Origin of the sequence: Dactylosporangium sp. NBC_01737 (assembly GCF_035963215.1) — a bacterium.
Classification (GTDB): domain Bacteria; phylum Actinomycetota; class Actinomycetes; order Mycobacteriales; family Micromonosporaceae; genus Dactylosporangium.
In genome coordinates this window covers 5,697,454-5,714,259 of record NZ_CP109153.1, presented here as the reverse complement: position 1 = coordinate 5,714,259, position 16,806 = coordinate 5,697,454, and the positions used below count along the sequence as shown (strand labels likewise).

The following is a 16,806-nucleotide window of genomic DNA, read 5'->3' as shown; positions in this document are numbered from 1 at the left end:
TATCTCGCAGTCGATCATCGCGTCACACCCCGGACCGTCCACTATGGAATCAGTGCACCGCCAGCTCGCCGAGCTCCGACCAGTCGTCCTGCTCAAGGGTGGCGTTGACGATGCGCGGCGTCGCGGCCAGGTACTGCGGCAGCGTCCGCTGCGCCTCCTTGAAGTGCGCCGACTGCACGTGCGCCCCGCCGGCGTCGCCGTCGCGGAACGCCTCGACCAGCACGTACTCGTTCGGGTCGTCGAGGCTGCGGGACCAGTCGAACCACAGGCAGCCGGGCTCCGCCCGCGTCGCCCGGGTGAAGTCGCCGGACAGCTCCGCCCACTGCTGCGCATACTCGGGCCGGACCTGGAACTTCGCCGTGATGAAGATCATTGACTACCCCTTCGTGGCCGCCGTGTCTGCGCCCGTCACAGTACCCAGGAACGGCGCACAGACACGGCGGGACACGAACCTCAGAGCTTGCCCGCGCCCGCGCCCGCGGTGACGGACGCCTTGACGGTGCCGGCGCTCTGGGCGGTGTAGGCGTACGGCGGCGCCGCCACGGATCCGTTGGTCTCGCACGGGCCGGAGTTGGTGAGCGAGTTGTCGCGCGCCACCAGCCTGCCCGGGTCCGAGTCCGCGTAGCCGCTCGCCGACCAGCACGCCTGCTGCACGTTCTCGAAGACGTTGGCCTCGACGAGCACGCCGGCGTTCATGGTGGAGGCGACCGCGTAGGAGTCGGCGTTGTGGTTGATGTTCGAGTAGTAGTTGTTGTACACGTGCACGGTCTCGCCGAAGCGGACCCGCGGGCTGCGTTCGAAGGTCTGGTCGAACCAGTTGTGGTGGTAGGTGACGCGCAGGTGCCCCACGTCCTCGCCGGCGTTGCCGTCGGAGTGCCCGACGAGCGAGGTCTTCCAGTGTGCCCGCACGACGTTCCACGACACGGTGACGTAGTCGCCGGCGTGGGTGATGTCGATCATGCCGTCGTAGACGTCGGGGTCGTCCTCGATGGTGCTGGACATGGTGTTGTGGTCGATCCAGATGTGGGTGGCGTTCTCGATCTGGATCGCGTCGGTGCCGAGCACGCCGCGGATGTTGAGATTCTGGATGATGACGTTGGCCGGCTGCATGTCCTCGATGTTGAGGGTGGTGCCGGACACGCCGGAGCCGGAGCCGACGCCGCGGATCGTCTTGTTCGCCGAGATCTCCACCGTGCCCGAGCCGCTGAGCATGCCGTTGACCAGGATGGTCCTGGCCCCGGCGGCCTGCGCCTGGGTCCGGAGGTCCGCCCAGGTCGACACCGTGACCGTCGGGCCGCCCGCGCCGCCGCTGGTGCCGCCGGCCTGCGCCGCCCAGCCGATGACGGTGCCGGGCTGCGGCGGGCCGGTGCTGGTCGACGGCGAGGCCGACGGTGACCGCGACGGCGGGACGGACACCGACGGCGACGGCTGGCTCGGGCCGGCCGCGTCGGTGACCACGACGTCGTCGAAGGAGCCGGCGGTGTACCCGGCGACGAGCCCGGCCCGTCCGGTGGCGTAGGAGCCGTCCGAGGCGGCCACCACCTGCACGCCGTTGACGGAGCCGCTGAGGGCGCTCCCGGTCGCGCTCAACGACAGCGTGTACGTCGTGCCGGTGGTCGCCGTGAACGGCGCCGAGGCGAGGGTGGTCGTGGCGCCCTTGCGCAGCTGCACCGCCGTCGAGGTGAGCACCAGGGCGTAGAAGTTCGAGGTGCTCTGGGCGCGGGCCGCGACGCCGATCCCGCGCGAGCCGGAGCTGCCGAACGTGGTGGGTCTGACCTTCGCCGACACCGTCACCGTGGACCAGGACGCGGTGCCGGCGAGGGACTTGGCGCCGGCGCTCGCGCCGGACTGGGTGTACGCGCCGGACGACACCGCCCAGGTGCCGCCGGAGGTGCTCCAGCCGTTGGCGTTGCCGTCGTTGAAGTCGTCGGAGAACAGCGTGGCGGCGTTGGCGGTCGCCCCGAGCGTGACGATGAACGCGACGGCTACCGTGGCTGCGGCGGCTGCGGCGAGGAGACGCCCGCGGCGGCGGGCGGGGTGCGCTTCCTGCATTGGTACCTCCCTGCATAGGAATGCGCTTTCCTCACACGTTGGGCCGGACAGTGACGCAAGTCAATGCCAGGGATGTGCAGCTTTGTTGCAGGAATCGGCCGTCTTGTAGGCTGCCGGGGTGCCGGAGCCACTGCCGCCGTGCGAGCCGGGCGGCCCCGACCCCGCCGCCGTCGCGGCCTCGATCCACGGCTGGATCACCTCGCCGGCCATGCGCGAGCTCGTCGGCCACTTCGGCGGCGGCGACCTGACCGCCGGCCCGACCGGCGACACGCTGGACCGGGTGGCGCAGTTCTGCACGGTCTGGGACTTCCGCGCCGGCACGAAGGAGCGGTTCGACACCGCCCGCGTCGGCTACGGCCCCGGCCTCGACGAGCAGATCCGCGCCCTGATCCACGCACTGGGCCTCGGCGGCACCGCACCACGGCACGACCGCTACGACCATGTCGTGATCCTCGGCGGCGGCATCCGGGTCACCCTCGGGCGGGTCGACTACGCCGCCCGGCTGCTGCGCGGCGGCGTGCGCGCCGGCACCGTCGCCGGGCTGGGCAGCCTGCGGCACCGCGACGACCGGGAGCACCGCGAAGGCATCCGCCTCGGCCTCGGACCCCTGGAGACCGAGGCCGACATGATGACGGCCGCGCTGCGCCGCTTCCTGGACCTGCCCGAGCCCGTGAAGACGCGCAGCGGCGACGGCTGGTGGCACCAGAGCTGGGCGCAGCCCGCCGTCCACGTCCTCGCCGCCGCGTCGACTCGCCTGCCGCTGCGCGCGAGCACCGCCTGCACCCTGCTGGGCTGGGCGGAGCACATCCACACCCCCACCCCGGCCGACCGGGTCCTGCTGGTGACCAACGACCCGTACGTGCGGCATCAGCACTGCGACGCGGTCCGGCTCCTGGGACGGCCCTACGGCTGCGGCATCGAGACGGTCGGCTTCGACGACCTCGCGATGACCGAGTGGGGCCGCCCCCTGGCCACGACCGAACTGCTGCAGGAGGTCCGCTCGTCGATCCTCGCGATGCGCAACCTGTATCAGGCCACGCAGCAAGCGAAGTCAGGTCCTGACAACGTCCTGCGACGTGCCGATACATGACGACACAGGTGGCGGGGCGGAGGAACGCCGATCAGCGATCCCGTGCGACTCCACCCGCGTCCTCACGCCGGACACGGAACGGCGTGGCTCATCCGCCTCCGGCGCCCGCGCCCGCACCGACCAGGACGCGTTCGGTGTGCCGGCGCCGGCGGCGGCGCCAGACGACCAACGCGACCGCGGCGATGATGAGCAGCAGCACACCGACCAGTGCCCAGGGCGGCGCCGCGATCGTCGCGCCGCGGTTCACCGCGGACAGCCGGCCCTGCGAGGACACCGGATTGATCGACACCTGGGCGGTCAACCAGACCGCGGGGAAGACACCGGAGATCTTCCGAGTGACGGTGATCTCGCTGCCGGGCAGCATCTCGGGCACCTCGATGTCGCCGGTCTCCCCGAGGTTGAGGCCGAGCGGGCCGCGCGCCCGGACCGCGGCGGTGCCGGAGACCCGGATGTTGCCGGTGTTCCGCACCCGGTAGGTGACCGTCATGTCCGCGCCCTGGAAGGGGTTGGCCGGGTTGGCGTAGTCGACCTGGAGCGACTCCACCGCCAGCCCGGGTGTCACCGGACCGTCGACTCGCAGGTAGATGCGGCTGGCGACGCGCCGGTCGATGTCGACCTGCTGGCCGCCACCGGCGTCGTTCTTGGTCCCGACGACCGAGGCGACGATGCCGCCGGCGTGGTCACCCGGGGTGGCGTTCACCGGGACGTTGATGGTGAAGGCGACGTCGGCCCGTGTCTGCGGCTGGACGGTGTACGTCTTGGGGGTCAGGTCGGTCCAGGTGCCGAGGTCCTTCGCCGGCTGGGCCGCGGTCAGCAGCGAGAAGGCGCCGTCGGAGCTGGTGAAGGCGTCGGTCGAGTAGACGGTGAAGTTCACCGCCTTGGTGCCCAGGTTCCAGACCGCGACGCGGTCCTGGATCTGGGTGCCGGGACGGACCTGGTAGTCGTACCGGCTCCGCCCGTCCGGCCCGTTCGGGCCGACCGGCGTCACCGCCCAGCGGAACTCGTCCTCGGGCGCGGCGTGCGCCGGCGGTACGGAGACGACCAGTGCGGCAGCCAGTCCGGTGAGCGCGGCGAGCGCGGCGGACAACGCCCGGCGGGCGGTGCGGCGAGGAGGATTCATGGCGTGGGCGCCTTCGCTTCAGGAGGACGACTGCCTCAGGGACCACTGTGGACGGACGTGCGGCGGAGGTGCCGTGGACGGTTGCCCACGACGCCTCCGCCGACGGCGGTGCTGACCTGAACAGGTCGGACCCGAAGGTCAGACCAGCGTCAGGGTGAGGGTCGCGGAGTAGGTACCCGGCGCGACGTTGTCCGGGATGGCCAGCGAGACGGCGCCACCACAGGTGAAGGTGCCCGCGTTGGTCGTCGGGGCCGCCGAGCAGAGGGTCTTCGACGTGCCGAGACCGTTCGGCGAAGCCGCACCGACGATGACCGCACCCGAGCCGCTGACCTTCGTAGCGGTCGGGGCCCAGCCCAGGTTGTTCCCCGGGATGGTGCCGGCGCCGGTGAAGTCCTCGACCTGGCCGGTGAGGTTCCAGCCGGCGTTGTTGCCGCGCAGGTCGACGACCGTGGCGGTGTTCAGCGAGCCGGTGGCGGTGCCACCGACCGTGCCGCCGATCAGCGGCACCGTGGTGCCGGCGACGTTGAGCGAGAAGGCGCCGGGGGCGATGTCCCCGGTGATCTCCTGCTCGTTGCTGATGCTGCCGGCCGGCTGGCTGACGGTGAAGGGCACCGCAGCCGAGGCCGACGCCTTGTAGGCGGCGGAGTTCGCCGGGACGAACGACGCCGACAGGTTGGCGGTGCCGACCGGGAGCGTGGTGGTCGTCAGGGTGGCCACCCCGGCAGCGACCGGCGCGGTGCCGATCACGGTCGCGCCACGCTTGAACTCCACCGTGCCGGCCGCGGCGGCCGGGGCAACGGTGGCGGTCAGGGTGACGCTGGTGCCCGCGACCTGCGGGCTCGCCGGGGAGACGGCGAGGGTGGTGGTCGTGTCCTCGGCGGGCGCCGCGACCTTGACCGCCCAGTTGGCCCCGGTGACCTCGATGTTGATGCTCCGGAACACGTCCGGCAGGTCGCCCTGCGTCTCGCTGGTGCAGATGATGACGACCTCGTAGAGGCCGGCCGCCGGCGCGACGTTGCCGTTGGCCCTGGTGAACGACCGGTTCGCAGCCAACGAGAGCGGGGCCGTGTCGTACCCGCCGTCGCTGTAGACCGTGTTGAGGTTGTTGTACGGGCCGCCGACCCTACCGATCTTGACGGCGACGTTCGTGCCGTACCCGGTCGGGCACGCGGTGGCAGTCGTCACCGACGTGAACATCGGGTTGGCGTCGACGGTGCCGCTGGTCGGGGTCAGCGTGATCGAACCCAGATCTGCGGCGTGCGCCGGGGCAGCCAGGCCCACCAGCGCCACGGAGGACACCACAGCGGCGCCCGCCACAGCGCCCACGCGGGCCAGCAGGGACTTGGGACCCTTCATAAACAGTTCCTCCACTCGAGCGGCGGTTCGCCGGACTTCCACGAAGCCGGCGGACGGTGCGTGGATAAGGCTGGTGAAATGGGGTGGCTTCGGATGCGGCTTTACCTTTACTCCGGACATGCGAAAAGTAAATTCGCGATGACCGGAGTCGTTTTCCGCAGTGCACCACCGGCAACTTCGGACCATTTCGGGAAACCTCGTTGAAACCGTCGTACACCCCGGCCCGCCAATCAGTCGGGGGGTATGACCGACCATTCATAGGTGGTCAGCCGAACCGGCCGTTCACGTAGTCGTGCGTCCGGGGGTCCTGCGGGTCGGCGAACATCGCCTCGGTGGGGCCGTGCTCGACGATCCCGCCGGGCGTGCCCTGTTCGGCGAGGAAGAACGCGCACCGCTGCGACACCCGCGCCGCCTGCTGCATGTTGTGCGTGACGATCACGATCGTCACCTCGGAGCGCAGCTCCGCGATCGTCTCCTCGATCCGCCGGGTCGAGGTGGGGTCCAGCGCGGAGCACGGCTCGTCCATGAGCAGGACCCTCGGTCGCACGGCCAGCGAACGGGCGATGCACAGCCGCTGCTGCTGCCCGCCGGACAGCGCGCCACCGGGCTGACGGAGCCGGCCGCTGACCTCCTTCCACAGCCCAGCCTTGAGCAGGCACTCCTCGACCAGGTCGTCCTTCTGCCGGCGGCCGGCCTTCACCCCGGTGAGCTTGAGCCCGGCCACGACGTTGTCGTAGATCGACATCGCCGGGAACGGGTTCGGTTTCTGGAACACCATGCCGATGTCGCGCCGGGCGTCGGTGATCCGTCGCGACGGCGCGTAGATGTCCTCGCCGTCCAGGAGCACCTCACCGGACAGCGAGGCGCTGCCCACCAGTTCGTGCATCCGGTTGAGGATCCGCAGGTACGTGGACTTGCCGCAGCCCGACGGGCCGATGAGCGCGGTGACCTGCCCGGCGGGCATGGTCAACGACACCCGGTCGAGCACCTTGTGCTCGCCGAACCAGGCGGAGACGTCCCGCGTCTCCAGCGTCGCCAGCGGCGCCGCGACCGGGGACGGATCCGGGCGGGGCATGAGCAACGTGGACGCCGCCGGCACATGCAGTTCCTCGGTGCGGGCGTGCTGGGCGAGGTCGGGCGGGTTGGTCATGGCGTTGTCCTCTGACGGCGTCGATGGTGGGAACGGGGACGGTGGGCTACAGCAGGTTGGGCAGCAGCCGGGCGATCTGGTCGGCGGTGGCCAGCCCCAGCGAGCCGAGCACCGGCACGCCGACGGTCCACGCCTGCCAGCGCCCCCAGCGACTGCGGGCCCAGACCAGGGCGAGCGTCGCCAGGAGCAGCGCCTGCCCCCACAGCACCACCAGGATCCAGGCGTCCGGATCGGTCCCCATCGTCTTCTCGCTGGCCGGCAGGCCGGCCGCGGTCAACGGCCGGGGCGGTGCCGGCTGGGGCGCGGTGACCAGGTCCGCGTCGACGCGCAGCACATCGGTCGGGTAGAAGGGCCCGCCGTCGGCGGTGACCAGCGTCAACCGGCCGGCGCCGGTGGCCACGGGGACTGGTTTCAGGACGTCCTTGGTCCGGACGCTGATCACCTTGTACACGAAGTCCTTGCCCTGGCCGGTCGACACCAGGATCTGGTCGCCGGTGTTCAGCAGGTCGAGGCCGGCGAAGGGGGCTCCGTAGGAGGACCGCCGGCCCATGATGATGCTGGTCCCGGCCTGACCGGGCAGGACCGTGTCCCGCCGGTGCCCGGGGCCGAGCTGCGTCACGCCCGAGGTCGTGCCCTCCAGCACGACGAAGCGGGCGCCCAGCGCCGGGATCTGCAGCACGGCGACCGGGGTGCCCAGCGGATGGAGCTTGCCGTTCTCGTCGAGCTGCCCCACCGGCGCCACCGCGTTGGCCAGGTCCTGGCGGAAGTCGGCGTAGGCCGTCTGCTGGCTGCGTTCGAACCGTAGCTGGGAGATCAGCGTGACGTGGGCGACGAAGCCGAGCAGGAGCACCGCGACGATCGACATCGCCGCGCCGGGCAGGTACAACCAGAACGCTGCGGGCTCCGTCCGGGCAGGCCGGACGGGCGGCGCGAGAGGCCGCGGCTCAGGCAGCGACGCCGGCGACGGGTCGGGCAGCGGCGCGGGCGGCGGAGGTCCGGTCAGCACGGCCATCCTCAGTACGCCTTCCGCCGCCGCGTGAACCAGACCACGCCGGCACCGGCGGCGAGCAGGACGACACCGAGCACGATCAGCTGGGCGAGCGCGGCACCGGTCACCGGGAGCCCGCCACCGCCGGGGGCGGCGACCTGCGGCGCGATGCTCGTCTGCACCTGCTGGGCGCCACCGGCCGAGCCGGTCGGCGGCGCGGTCGTGGGACCGGCGATCGTCGGGATGGGGCCGGGGCCTCCGCCTCCGCCGACGACCTGCCAACCGGTGCCGGTGACCTCGATCTGCTGGCTGCGGAACAGGCCGGTCAGGTCGCCCTGGGTCTCGCTGGTGCAGATGATGACGACCTCGTAGCGGCCGGCGGGCGGTGCGACATTGCCGTTGGCCCTGGTGAACGACCGGTTGGCCGCCAGCGAGAGCGGCGCCGTGTCGTACCCGCCGTCGCTGTAGACGGTGTTGAGGTTGTTGTACGGGCCGCCGACCTTACCGATCTTGGCGGCGACGTTGGTGCCGTACCCGGTCGGGCAGGGTTCGGCCGTCGTGATGGCCGTGAACATCGGGGTCTGCTCGACGGTGCCGCTGGTCGGCACGAGGGTGATGGGTTTCGGGTCGGCAGCCCACACCGGGCCGGCCAACCCGACAGCGGCCACGGCGATCACCGCGATCGCTGAGAGCAGTGCGACGCTTCGCGCGACAGGGGAGGTGGACTGCACGGGTGGTTCCTTCCGGTCGGGGCATGATCGGCATCTCGCGCCACCAGGACGCAGGGTGGCCGGACGCCCGTGAAGGCGTCCGGCCGATGCCGCGGGACGAGTCGGCGATCAGGCGTTGTTCTTCAGCGCCGTGCTGCCGCAGGCGCCCTGGAACAGGGTGGCGCCGTTGGTGGTGCGGACACCGAAGCCGAACAGCTCGATGGTCGCGGCGTTCTGGCAGACCAGAGACGTCGGACCGGAGAAGACCCGCTCGAGGGTCGAGCCGGCCAACAGGTCGGCGGTAGGGACGACGTTGTAGACGTCGCGGACCAGCTCGGCGCGGAAGGCGATGTTGAGCTTGCCGCCCACCACCGGCTGCAGGCCGTTGACCGCACCCAGCCTGGACGGGCCACGCCGGTCGTCGACCTGGACCTGCGTCTGGGCCAGGATGGTGGCGGTGTTGGTCTGGGCCACGTACTGACCGACCGAGAACGGAACGATCGAGTTGAACTTGCCGTTGAGCACGGTGCCGTCGTGCTCCTGGTATCCGGTGCCGGTGCCCTGGTCGATGCAGGGGTAGTCACCGGCGGCGATGTCGTTCTCGGTGATGCCCATCTTCTGCAGCCAGAACTGGCGGGTGCCCGAACCGGACTGCAGGAGCATCGGCGACACCGGGGTGCCGGAGACGGCCGGGGTGAGGCAGCGGTAGATCCGCTGGAGCTGCACGAACGTCAGGTTGTTCGGCAGGTCGCTGTCGACGTTCTTCGCGTACGTCACCGCGTCCACCCCGAACGGGATGTACGTGAGGTTACCCGTGGTCGTCGGGGACGTCTGCGAGAAGCTCGACGAGCGGGCGAAGTCGACGCAGCCGACCACGTTGTCGCCCTGGAACAGCCCGCCGGTCTCGCCCTCGGAGGCGCGCAGCGCGGTGCGTCCGGCACCCGAGCCGTTCGGCCGGGTGAAGGTGCAGTTCGCCGCCTTGGTCTTGATCTTGGGGGCGGGCACGACGCCGCCCGGGTCACGGGCGTCCCAGGAGGCGATGATCTTGTTGTTGCCGGCGTCCCGGATCACATTGCCCAGGCCGTTGAGCACGTCCTGCGTGGTGTCGGAGCCGGCACCGGCGATGACCCGGTACTCGTTGGCGGGGATCGGGTCGGCCGCGGCGGGAGTCGCCACGGCCACGAGAGCGACGACCGCGCCGAAACCGGCCGCTGCCATGCGCCCGAAGGTGCGCACCTTCATGCGTTCTCCCTTTCTGAGGAGATCAGGAGGTACCGCTCGATTCAGATGAATGAGCCGTCGTAATCATTCGGCCGCGTACCGCACAACGGATACCCGTGTTGAGAAAACGTTTCGCGGGTTGTCCTTCGCCAACATGAGCGCCGAATGAACGGCATTTCCAGATCGGTGCGAAGAATGCGAAATCGGTCGTCATCCCGATCTCCTCCGGCGGTGTTTCGCGATCGTCAGCAGCACCGGACCCGCCATCGCGAACGCGATCCCGGCGCCGAGCGCGAACAGCCAGGCGTACCGGATGCTGCCGACCGGCTCGGCCGCGGTGTACTCCAGTGGTCCCACCGGGGCGATCGACGCCCCTGGCGACGTCGAGGGCGGGACCGACGGCCGCGTGCCGGTGTTCGGCGTCAGGGTCACCCCGCCGGGTCGCGTGGTCGCCGTCGCGGCGGCGGGTGGCGGGGCGGTGGTGGTGGCCGCCGGCTCCACCCAGTTCTCCAACCGCAGTGCCACCTCGCGCGTCTTGGCCTTCATCGCCTCCGGCAGCGGCACGTAGCCCGCGGGCAGCTGTCCCCGCGCGGTGCCCGGGACCTGGCCCTCCCCCACGGCGTACCGCAGGAACTGGGCGTACATCCTGCGCCGCTCCTGGCTCTGCGCCGTGTTGGCACCCGCGTACGTGACGACCGGCAACGGGTACGCGCCGGGGGTCTTCTTCAACGGGTCCAGCTCCAGCATCCCGGCCGCGTTCGGCGTCATCGCCTGGTACGCCTTGGTGACGGCCGCCTCGTCCGGCGCCACGAACTCGCCGTTGCGGTTGCGCAGCCTGGCCGTGAATGTCCCGTACCGGGCGGCGCTCGGCGCGTCGGTCAGCCCCATCGCGAACCGGCGTCCCGGCGGGTTCGGCGGGGTGTAGTCCAGCTTGTAGTCGCCGGAGGCGCTGGACTGGACCCAGATCGACTGGGTCTGGGAGTACGCCCGCAGGACCCGCCGGGCGCCCTCGGCGCGGGTGGGCGTGTACGGCCGGTGGTTGAAGGTGGTGATCAGCGAGCTCGGGTTCGGCGGCACCGACAGGTTGTCGGCGAGCCGGGTGGACTGGTCGAGCTTGGGGAAATCCGCCGGGACCACCGCACCCGCGCTGAAGAGCGCCGGGTAGGCCGGGTTGACCACCATGCCCCACTCGTCGGGCTTGCCGCCCAGCCAGGCGCGGGCCTCCTCGTCGGCGAGGATCCACTCCCACACCGCCAGGTTGGCCGGCGAGTCCTTGTCCGGCACCATCAGCCCGTCCCACCGCACACCGGACTCGATGTAGTACTCGAACGCGGGGTTGTACTTCAGGAACTCCTTGTCCTGGCGGGGCGTGATGGGGTTCGTCAGCAGGTAGGCCGGCTGGCCGCCGACGACGTCACGCTTGTAGGAGAACGTCAGCATCTTGGCGACCAGCCGTGGCGTCAGGTTGACCTCACGGACCTGGGTCGCCCGCAACTTCTCGACCTCGGGCGGTGCGCCACCGGGCGGGAGGTCGTAGTCGATGTTGTACCCGATGGTGTCGGCGCTGATGGCCACCGGGGCGTACAGCACCTCCGGGTCACCCTCGACCCGCTCGACCGGGTTCTGCAGGAAGCCCAGTCCGGTGTTGCCGTTCCGCTTCACCAGTTCCTCACCGGTGCGGAACTCCGGCAGCTGGCTGTAGGCGAACATCGGCCCGTTGTCCTTGCACAGCTCGGGCTGCCAGGACAGCACCGCGTCGGCGACGAACTCGGAGCCGGCGATGCCCAGCTCCGCCCCGCCCAACGGGCAGAAGCGGTCCAGCGGCAGGAATTCGAGCTTGACCGCGATCCGGCTCTGCCACAGGCCGGGGGTGAGCGGGGACCCGTTGATGACCCCGCCCGGACCGGCGGGCTTCCCGGTGGTCCAGTCGATCTCGCCGCGGGGCACGATCACCAGCCAGCACGGCGCGATGGAGTTGTCGGGCAGGCGCTTGCCGCAGCCGAGGTGGTTGGCCTCGCGGGCGGTCTGCACCTCGAAGACGACCCGGCCGGTGCCGTCGCCGGTGGTGATGGCGTACGGGATCTCGTTGGTGTTGTACGCGGAGAAGTACGTGCTCACCGCGCTGGGCAGTTCCCCCGGCACCGGCAGCGGCTGGCTCGGGCTTCCGTTCGGGGTCGGCGCGTCACCGTCCGCCGGGCGGAAGGGCACCACGAGGGCGTCCTCCGGCTGGGTCTCGGCCGGGTCGCGCTGGGCGCCGGGCAGGATGCCGCGGGTGCCGCCGTCCTGGATGCTGTTGACCCCGCCGAAGGTGGGCGGCGTCAGTCCCGAGCCGAACTGGCAGGTCTCCCGGAACTTCAGCCCCAGCGGGTCGTCCGCCGCGCGCGGATCGCCCCAGCACTGCATGATCGACAGCACGTTCTGCCCGCCGGAGTCCGCCGGGGTCGGCCTGCCACCGGTCCAGGTGATCTCGATGGCCTGGCTGAACAGGTCCCTGGTCTGCGAGACGGTGATGGACAGGTTGGAGAAGTCCTCCAGCGGGCCGGTCCCGCCCTTGACCGTCACGGTCGACGGGGTGGTCCAGGCCGGTGCCGCGGCCTGCGGTTCCGCCGTCGCCGGCACGACGGTCAGCAGCAGGCCCGGCCCGGCGAGCATGACGGCCAGGGCGGCGAGCCAGCGCCGCAGCGACGTCCGGTCGCGCGGCCGGGCGGGCGCGGGCGCCGCGTCGACCGGCGTCACCGGGCGCCCCGGTCGTCACCACGGCCGTTGACGGCACGGGCCACGAGCGGCGGGACGACGATGAGACCGCCGAGCAGCAGGCCCGCCAGCATCATCATGGTGTGGGTGAACGTCCAGCCGCCACCGGCGGCGAGGTCGACCGGCGTCGCGTAGACCGCCTGCCCCCCGCCACCGTTCCCGCCACCGACGATCTCACCGGTGTCCGGGTCGATCACCGGTGGGGCGGAGGACGCCGCGGCGCTCCCGCCCGCGCCGGGCGTGCCCGCGCCGGGCACGGTGGTGCCGCCGCCCGTGCCGGGGTCGGCGGCGGGGTTGTTGGTGCCGGCCGCGCCGCCGGTGCCGGTGGTGCACTGCGTCGCGCCACCAGCCTTGTCGCACTCCGGCGGGTTGGGCGCCGTCTCGGCCAGGATGTTGCGGTTGCTGCCGTCGGGGGCGAACGTCGGGTTCCGGCAGCCGACCATCTGCTCCTCGACCCGGCCGGGGATGCGTTTGATCTGGCTGTACCCCGCCCGGACCAGGTTGATCGGCAGTGGCGAGTAGCCGAGCGTCTCGGCCTGCTCCTGCCCCTGGCAGATGACGTAGTAGAGGAACTTCGCGAGGGTGTAGCCCTTGTTCTCGTTGATCGGCGCCTCCAGCGCGGTCGGCACGATCGCGTAGGAGTACGACGACAGCGGGTACGAGCGCTTGTCGGCGCTGCGGTAGACGCCGCTGAGGTCCTGGGTCAGGTAGGTCTGCGAGTTGGGATCCCGCTCGTCGATCTTCGCTTCCAGCAGCGCCACCGCGACGTTCTTCGCGGTCGGCTCGACGTAGTACCCCTGCTCGTTGAGCACCTTCACCACCGGGAAACGGGCCTCCCGGGCGTAGGAGTACTCGACGTAGGTGATCGCGCCCTCGGAGGTGTCGGCCTTGGTGTAGTTGGTGACACCGCTGGAGCCGTTCTGCCCGACGAAGCCCTGCTTGCCGGGGAAGACCGAGGTCTGCCCGCAGGGGGTGCGCCGGCCGACCGAGGCGCAGTACGGGTCCCAGGTGCCCTGATGGCGGGCGGCCAGCCAGGCGGTGAACTGTGCCGTGGTGCCGGAGCCGTCCGACCGGTACACCGGAACGATCTTCCGGGCCGGCAGGCCGATGCCCGGGTTCTCCGCCTTGATCACCGGGTCGTTCCACAGCGTGACGGTGCCGGTGAAGATCTTGGCGATGGTCGGCCCTGACAGCCGCAGGTTGGTGACCCGCCGCCCGCCGACCTTGAGGTTGTACATGAACGCGGTGCCACCGGCCACGACCGGCATGTACGCGAACTTGCGCGCCGGCGGCGGGTCCGCGACGTTGGAGCCCTGGTCGGTCACGCCGTAGGGGATCTCCGAGACGGCGAAGTCCGCGGTGAGGTTCGAGAAACGGTTGCGCCCGGCCGTCGAGCCCTGGCCGTCATAGTTGATCGTGATGCCGGACTGCTTCACGTGCGCCTGCCACTGCGTCAGCGCGTTCTGGCTCCAGGTGGAGCCGGCGCCGGTGACGGCCACGAACACGGCAGCCTGCGCGACGGTGGCGTGCAGGACCGTGCCGGCGATCAGCCCGACGGCCAGGACACCCGCCGCCGCCCGCCGCCAACGGGTCGCACCGACCGGCGCAGGGATCGGGACTCTCAACATGACCTACCTCGCGATGACGGGTTACTGGGGCTGGTGATCGGGGACGACCTGGACCGCGGCTTCCCGCTCCCGGGCGACGAACCGGGCCTGGTCGGCGCGTGAAGCGCGCATCCGGCGGCGGAGCTGGGCCGCGCTGAGCTGACCCGCGCCGCGGCCGCCGATCAGCCGGGCCAGGACGAACAGCAGCATGACCAGCATCAGCAGCACCGTCGCCGTGGCGAACCCGCGGGCGATCATGGTCTCACCCGGGTACCGCACCAGTTCGAAGATCTGCAGCGGCAACGACACCTGCGGGCCACTGAACGGATTGAGGTTGACCGACGTGGAGACCCCGGCGGTGAGCAGCACCGGGGAGGTCTCGCCGATGCCCCGGGCGGTGCCGAGGATGACCGCGGTCGTCAGGCCCGAACGGGCGGTGGGCAGCACAACGTGCCAGGCGGTCCGCCACTGGCTCGCGCCCAGGGCGAGGGACGCCTCCCGCAGCGTGCCCGGCACCAGCCGCAGGACGACGTCGCCCGCGCGGACGATGATCGGCAGCATCATCACGCTGATCGCCAACGAGGCGGCGAACCCGGACCGCTCGAAGGGTATGCGCTCCTTCAGTCCGGTGGAGGCGAACAGCAGGATGATGGCGAAGATGAACAAGCCGGACACGATCGACGGCAGCGCGGTCATCGCCTCGACGACCGTGCGGACGAACCGGCTGAAGCGGCCCGGGATCTCGTTGAGGAACACCGCGCAGCTGACGCCCAGCGGCACCGTGACGATCAGCGCCATCGAGATCTGCTCCAGCGTCCCGATGATGGCGTGCAGCACGCCGCCCTGGGTCATCGGCGCCAAGGGGCCGGTGACGCTGAGGTCCTGCGTGAAGAAGTTGCCGTGCACGAGCGCCCGCCAGCCGCGGACGAACGTGAAGACGACGATCGTCACCAGCACGGCCAGCAGCAGGAAGCCCAGGCTGTGCACGATCACGTTGACGAACTTGTCCCGGACCGCCAGGCCCGTCCGATCGGCCGAGATCAGGATCGCGTAGAGGATCAGGAAGCTGACGTAGGCGATCACGATGAAGCCCAGCACCCCGTCGAAGGGCAGCAGCCAGGTGTACAGCAGCGCGGTGAAGCCGACGGCACCGGCCGCGGCGCCCACCAGCGACAGCACCTCGTCGCGCTGCGAGCCGGCGAACCGGCGGCGCGACTCGGGGACGGCGTCGATCTCGGGTGCCCGCACCACGACCGTGGTCGTCGCGCGGCCGGGACCGGCCGCCGGCGGGACGACCTCCGTGACGGCGGCCGCCACCGGATCGTTCCCGCCCGCGGGGTGCCCTGCCGGGCGGGTCACCTCGGGCGCGGCATGGCGGGCAGGCATCGGCAACACGGTCCTCTCACGCGTCACTCGAGGCTCCGGATCGGCTGCGCGCGATGACGCTCGACGCGATGAAGTTGACGATCAGCGTCATGACGAAGAGCGTCAGGCCGGCGGCCATCAGCGCGGACGTCGCGAACGACGACGCCTCGCCGTACAGGTTGGCGATCAGGGCGGCGACGGAGTTGGTGCCGACCTCGAAGATGTGCGGCTGGAACACGAAGGCCGGCGAGATGATGAGCACCACCGCGATGGTCTCGCCGAGCGACCGCCCGAGCGCGAGCATCATCCCGCCGATGATCCCGCCCTTGCCGAACGGCAGGACCACCGTGCGGATCATCCCCCAGCGGGTGCTGCCGAGCGCGTAGGCACCCTCCCGCTCACCGATCGGCGCCTGGGAGAACACCTCGCGCATCACCGAGGTGGCGATCGGGGTGACCATCAGACCGACCACCACACCGGCGATGAACGCCGAGGACTTGTAGACCGTCTCGGTGGCCAGCGGGTCGCCGGGCTCGACGCCGTCGACCGAGAAGATCGGGATCCAGCCGAGCCAGGTGGACATCCACCGGGCGAAGTCGAGCGCGAAGGGTTGGAACAGGAAGAAGCCCCACAACCCGTACACGACGCTCGGCACCGCAGCCATGAGATCCACGAGGCTGATCAGGAACCGTTTCCAGGCCGCCGGGGCGTACTCGGACAGGTACAACGCAGCGCCGATCGACAGCGGCAACGCGAGCGTGACGGCCACCAGCGCGATGATCACCGTACCGCTGAGGACCGCCGCGATGCCGAACGTGCCGCCGTCGGGCTCCCACCGTTCGGTGGTGAGGAAGTCCAGCTTCGCCGAGCGCAGCGCGGGCAGCGCCCCGGCGGTGAGAAATCCGCCGACGAGCAGCATGAGGACGAGCACCGTGCCGCCTCCGGCGCGCAGCATCCCCCGGAACAGCACGTCCGCTGGGGTCGGCCGGGTGGTGACCGTGCGCGGGGCGTCAACGGCAGGGGATGACCCGTCCGGCCCCCGCGGCGGGGCCTTGATCATCGTGGTCACGGACTGTTCCCTCCCCGCCGTTGCCGGCCGGGAGCGCCCGGGACGGCGTCGCCGGCCCGGTGCCGAAGACATCGCGGCCAGCCTCGTCAGGCGGGGTGACGGCTCACGTGGTCCGATGCTCACGCCGGACATGCGGCAGATGAACAGTGCTGCGGGATCAGGCGATGCCGCCGCAACGGCCGATCCGGGGGCGTACCCGGCACGAACGAGTCGGCGGCGATGCGCAGCTTGGAGCAGGCGACCCAGAAATAAGTCGCGTACTAAGACGCCGTTAAGCCTGGCTCTTGCGCACCCTCGTCAATGGTCGCTATACCTTTAGGACAC

Annotated in this window: 13 protein-coding genes; 1 reads left to right on the top strand and 12 read right to left on the bottom strand. The window is 70.9% G+C overall.

Annotated elements, in window-relative coordinates; translation table 11 throughout:
* Positions 1–49: 49 nt before the first annotated feature.
* Both OHA72_RS25780 and OHA72_RS25775 read right to left on the bottom strand, forming a co-directional pair.
* Positions 50–373: a putative quinol monooxygenase gene (locus tag OHA72_RS25780; RefSeq protein WP_327010364.1), complete on the bottom strand. Its 324-nt coding sequence runs from the start codon at positions 371–373 to the stop codon at positions 50–52.
* A gap of 80 nt (positions 374–453) precedes the next feature.
* Positions 454–2,052 carry a pectate lyase family protein gene (locus tag OHA72_RS25775; protein ID WP_327010363.1) on the bottom strand — a complete coding sequence of 533 codons (1,599 nt, stop codon included), beginning with the start codon at positions 2,050–2,052 and terminating at the stop codon, positions 454–456.
* A 118-nt stretch (positions 2,053–2,170) separates the two neighbouring features.
* Here OHA72_RS25775 and OHA72_RS25770 point away from each other — a divergent pair, with 118 nt between their 5' ends.
* Positions 2,171–3,142 (top strand): hypothetical protein, encoded by a 972-nt coding sequence (locus OHA72_RS25770; protein WP_327010362.1) that lies wholly within the window; start codon positions 2,171–2,173, stop codon positions 3,140–3,142.
* An 88-nt stretch (positions 3,143–3,230) separates the two neighbouring features.
* On the opposite strand, the gene OHA72_RS25765 is transcribed toward OHA72_RS25770, so the two are convergent.
* From OHA72_RS25765 to pstC, 10 genes are all read right to left on the bottom strand, one after another.
* Positions 3,231–4,262 (bottom strand): WxL protein peptidoglycan domain-containing protein, encoded by a 1,032-nt coding sequence (locus OHA72_RS25765; RefSeq protein WP_327010361.1) that lies wholly within the window; start codon positions 4,260–4,262, stop codon positions 3,231–3,233.
* A 138-nt stretch (positions 4,263–4,400) separates the two neighbouring features.
* A complete protein-coding gene (locus tag OHA72_RS25760) occupies positions 4,401–5,618 on the bottom strand; it encodes an Ig-like domain repeat protein (protein WP_327010360.1) in 1,218 nt (405 codons plus the stop codon).
* Positions 5,619–5,883: 265 nt separating this feature from the next.
* Complete coding sequence (locus OHA72_RS25755) at positions 5,884–6,768, bottom strand: phosphate ABC transporter ATP-binding protein (RefSeq protein WP_442788675.1); 885 nt, start codon at positions 6,766–6,768, stop codon at positions 5,884–5,886.
* 46 nt (positions 6,769–6,814) lie between these two features.
* Complete coding sequence (locus tag OHA72_RS25750) at positions 6,815–7,780, bottom strand: sortase domain-containing protein (protein ID WP_327010359.1); 966 nt, start codon at positions 7,778–7,780, stop codon at positions 6,815–6,817.
* A 2-nt stretch (positions 7,781–7,782) separates the two neighbouring features.
* Positions 7,783–8,424: an LPXTG cell wall anchor domain-containing protein gene (locus OHA72_RS25745; protein ID WP_327010358.1), complete on the bottom strand. Its 642-nt coding sequence runs from the start codon at positions 8,422–8,424 to the stop codon at positions 7,783–7,785.
* A 171-nt stretch (positions 8,425–8,595) separates the two neighbouring features.
* Complete coding sequence (locus OHA72_RS25740) at positions 8,596–9,708, bottom strand: hypothetical protein (protein WP_327010357.1); 1,113 nt, start codon at positions 9,706–9,708, stop codon at positions 8,596–8,598.
* A 189-nt stretch (positions 9,709–9,897) separates the two neighbouring features.
* Positions 9,898–12,423 (bottom strand): hypothetical protein, encoded by a 2,526-nt coding sequence (locus tag OHA72_RS25735; protein ID WP_327010356.1) that lies wholly within the window; start codon positions 12,421–12,423, stop codon positions 9,898–9,900.
* Positions 12,420–14,069 carry a phosphate ABC transporter substrate-binding protein PstS gene (gene pstS / locus OHA72_RS25730; protein ID WP_327010355.1) on the bottom strand — a complete coding sequence of 550 codons (1,650 nt, stop codon included), beginning with the start codon at positions 14,067–14,069 and terminating at the stop codon, positions 12,420–12,422. The genes OHA72_RS25735 and pstS overlap by 4 nt, the downstream gene beginning before the upstream one ends.
* Positions 14,070–14,090: 21 nt before the next feature.
* A complete protein-coding gene (gene pstA / locus OHA72_RS25725; RefSeq protein ID WP_327010354.1) occupies positions 14,091–15,434 on the bottom strand; it encodes a phosphate ABC transporter permease PstA in 1,344 nt (447 codons plus the stop codon).
* 16 nt (positions 15,435–15,450) lie between these two features.
* Positions 15,451–16,473: a phosphate ABC transporter permease subunit PstC gene (gene pstC / locus OHA72_RS25720; RefSeq protein WP_327011662.1), complete on the bottom strand. Its 1,023-nt coding sequence runs from the start codon at positions 16,471–16,473 to the stop codon at positions 15,451–15,453.
* Positions 16,474–16,806: the final 333 nt, after the last annotated feature.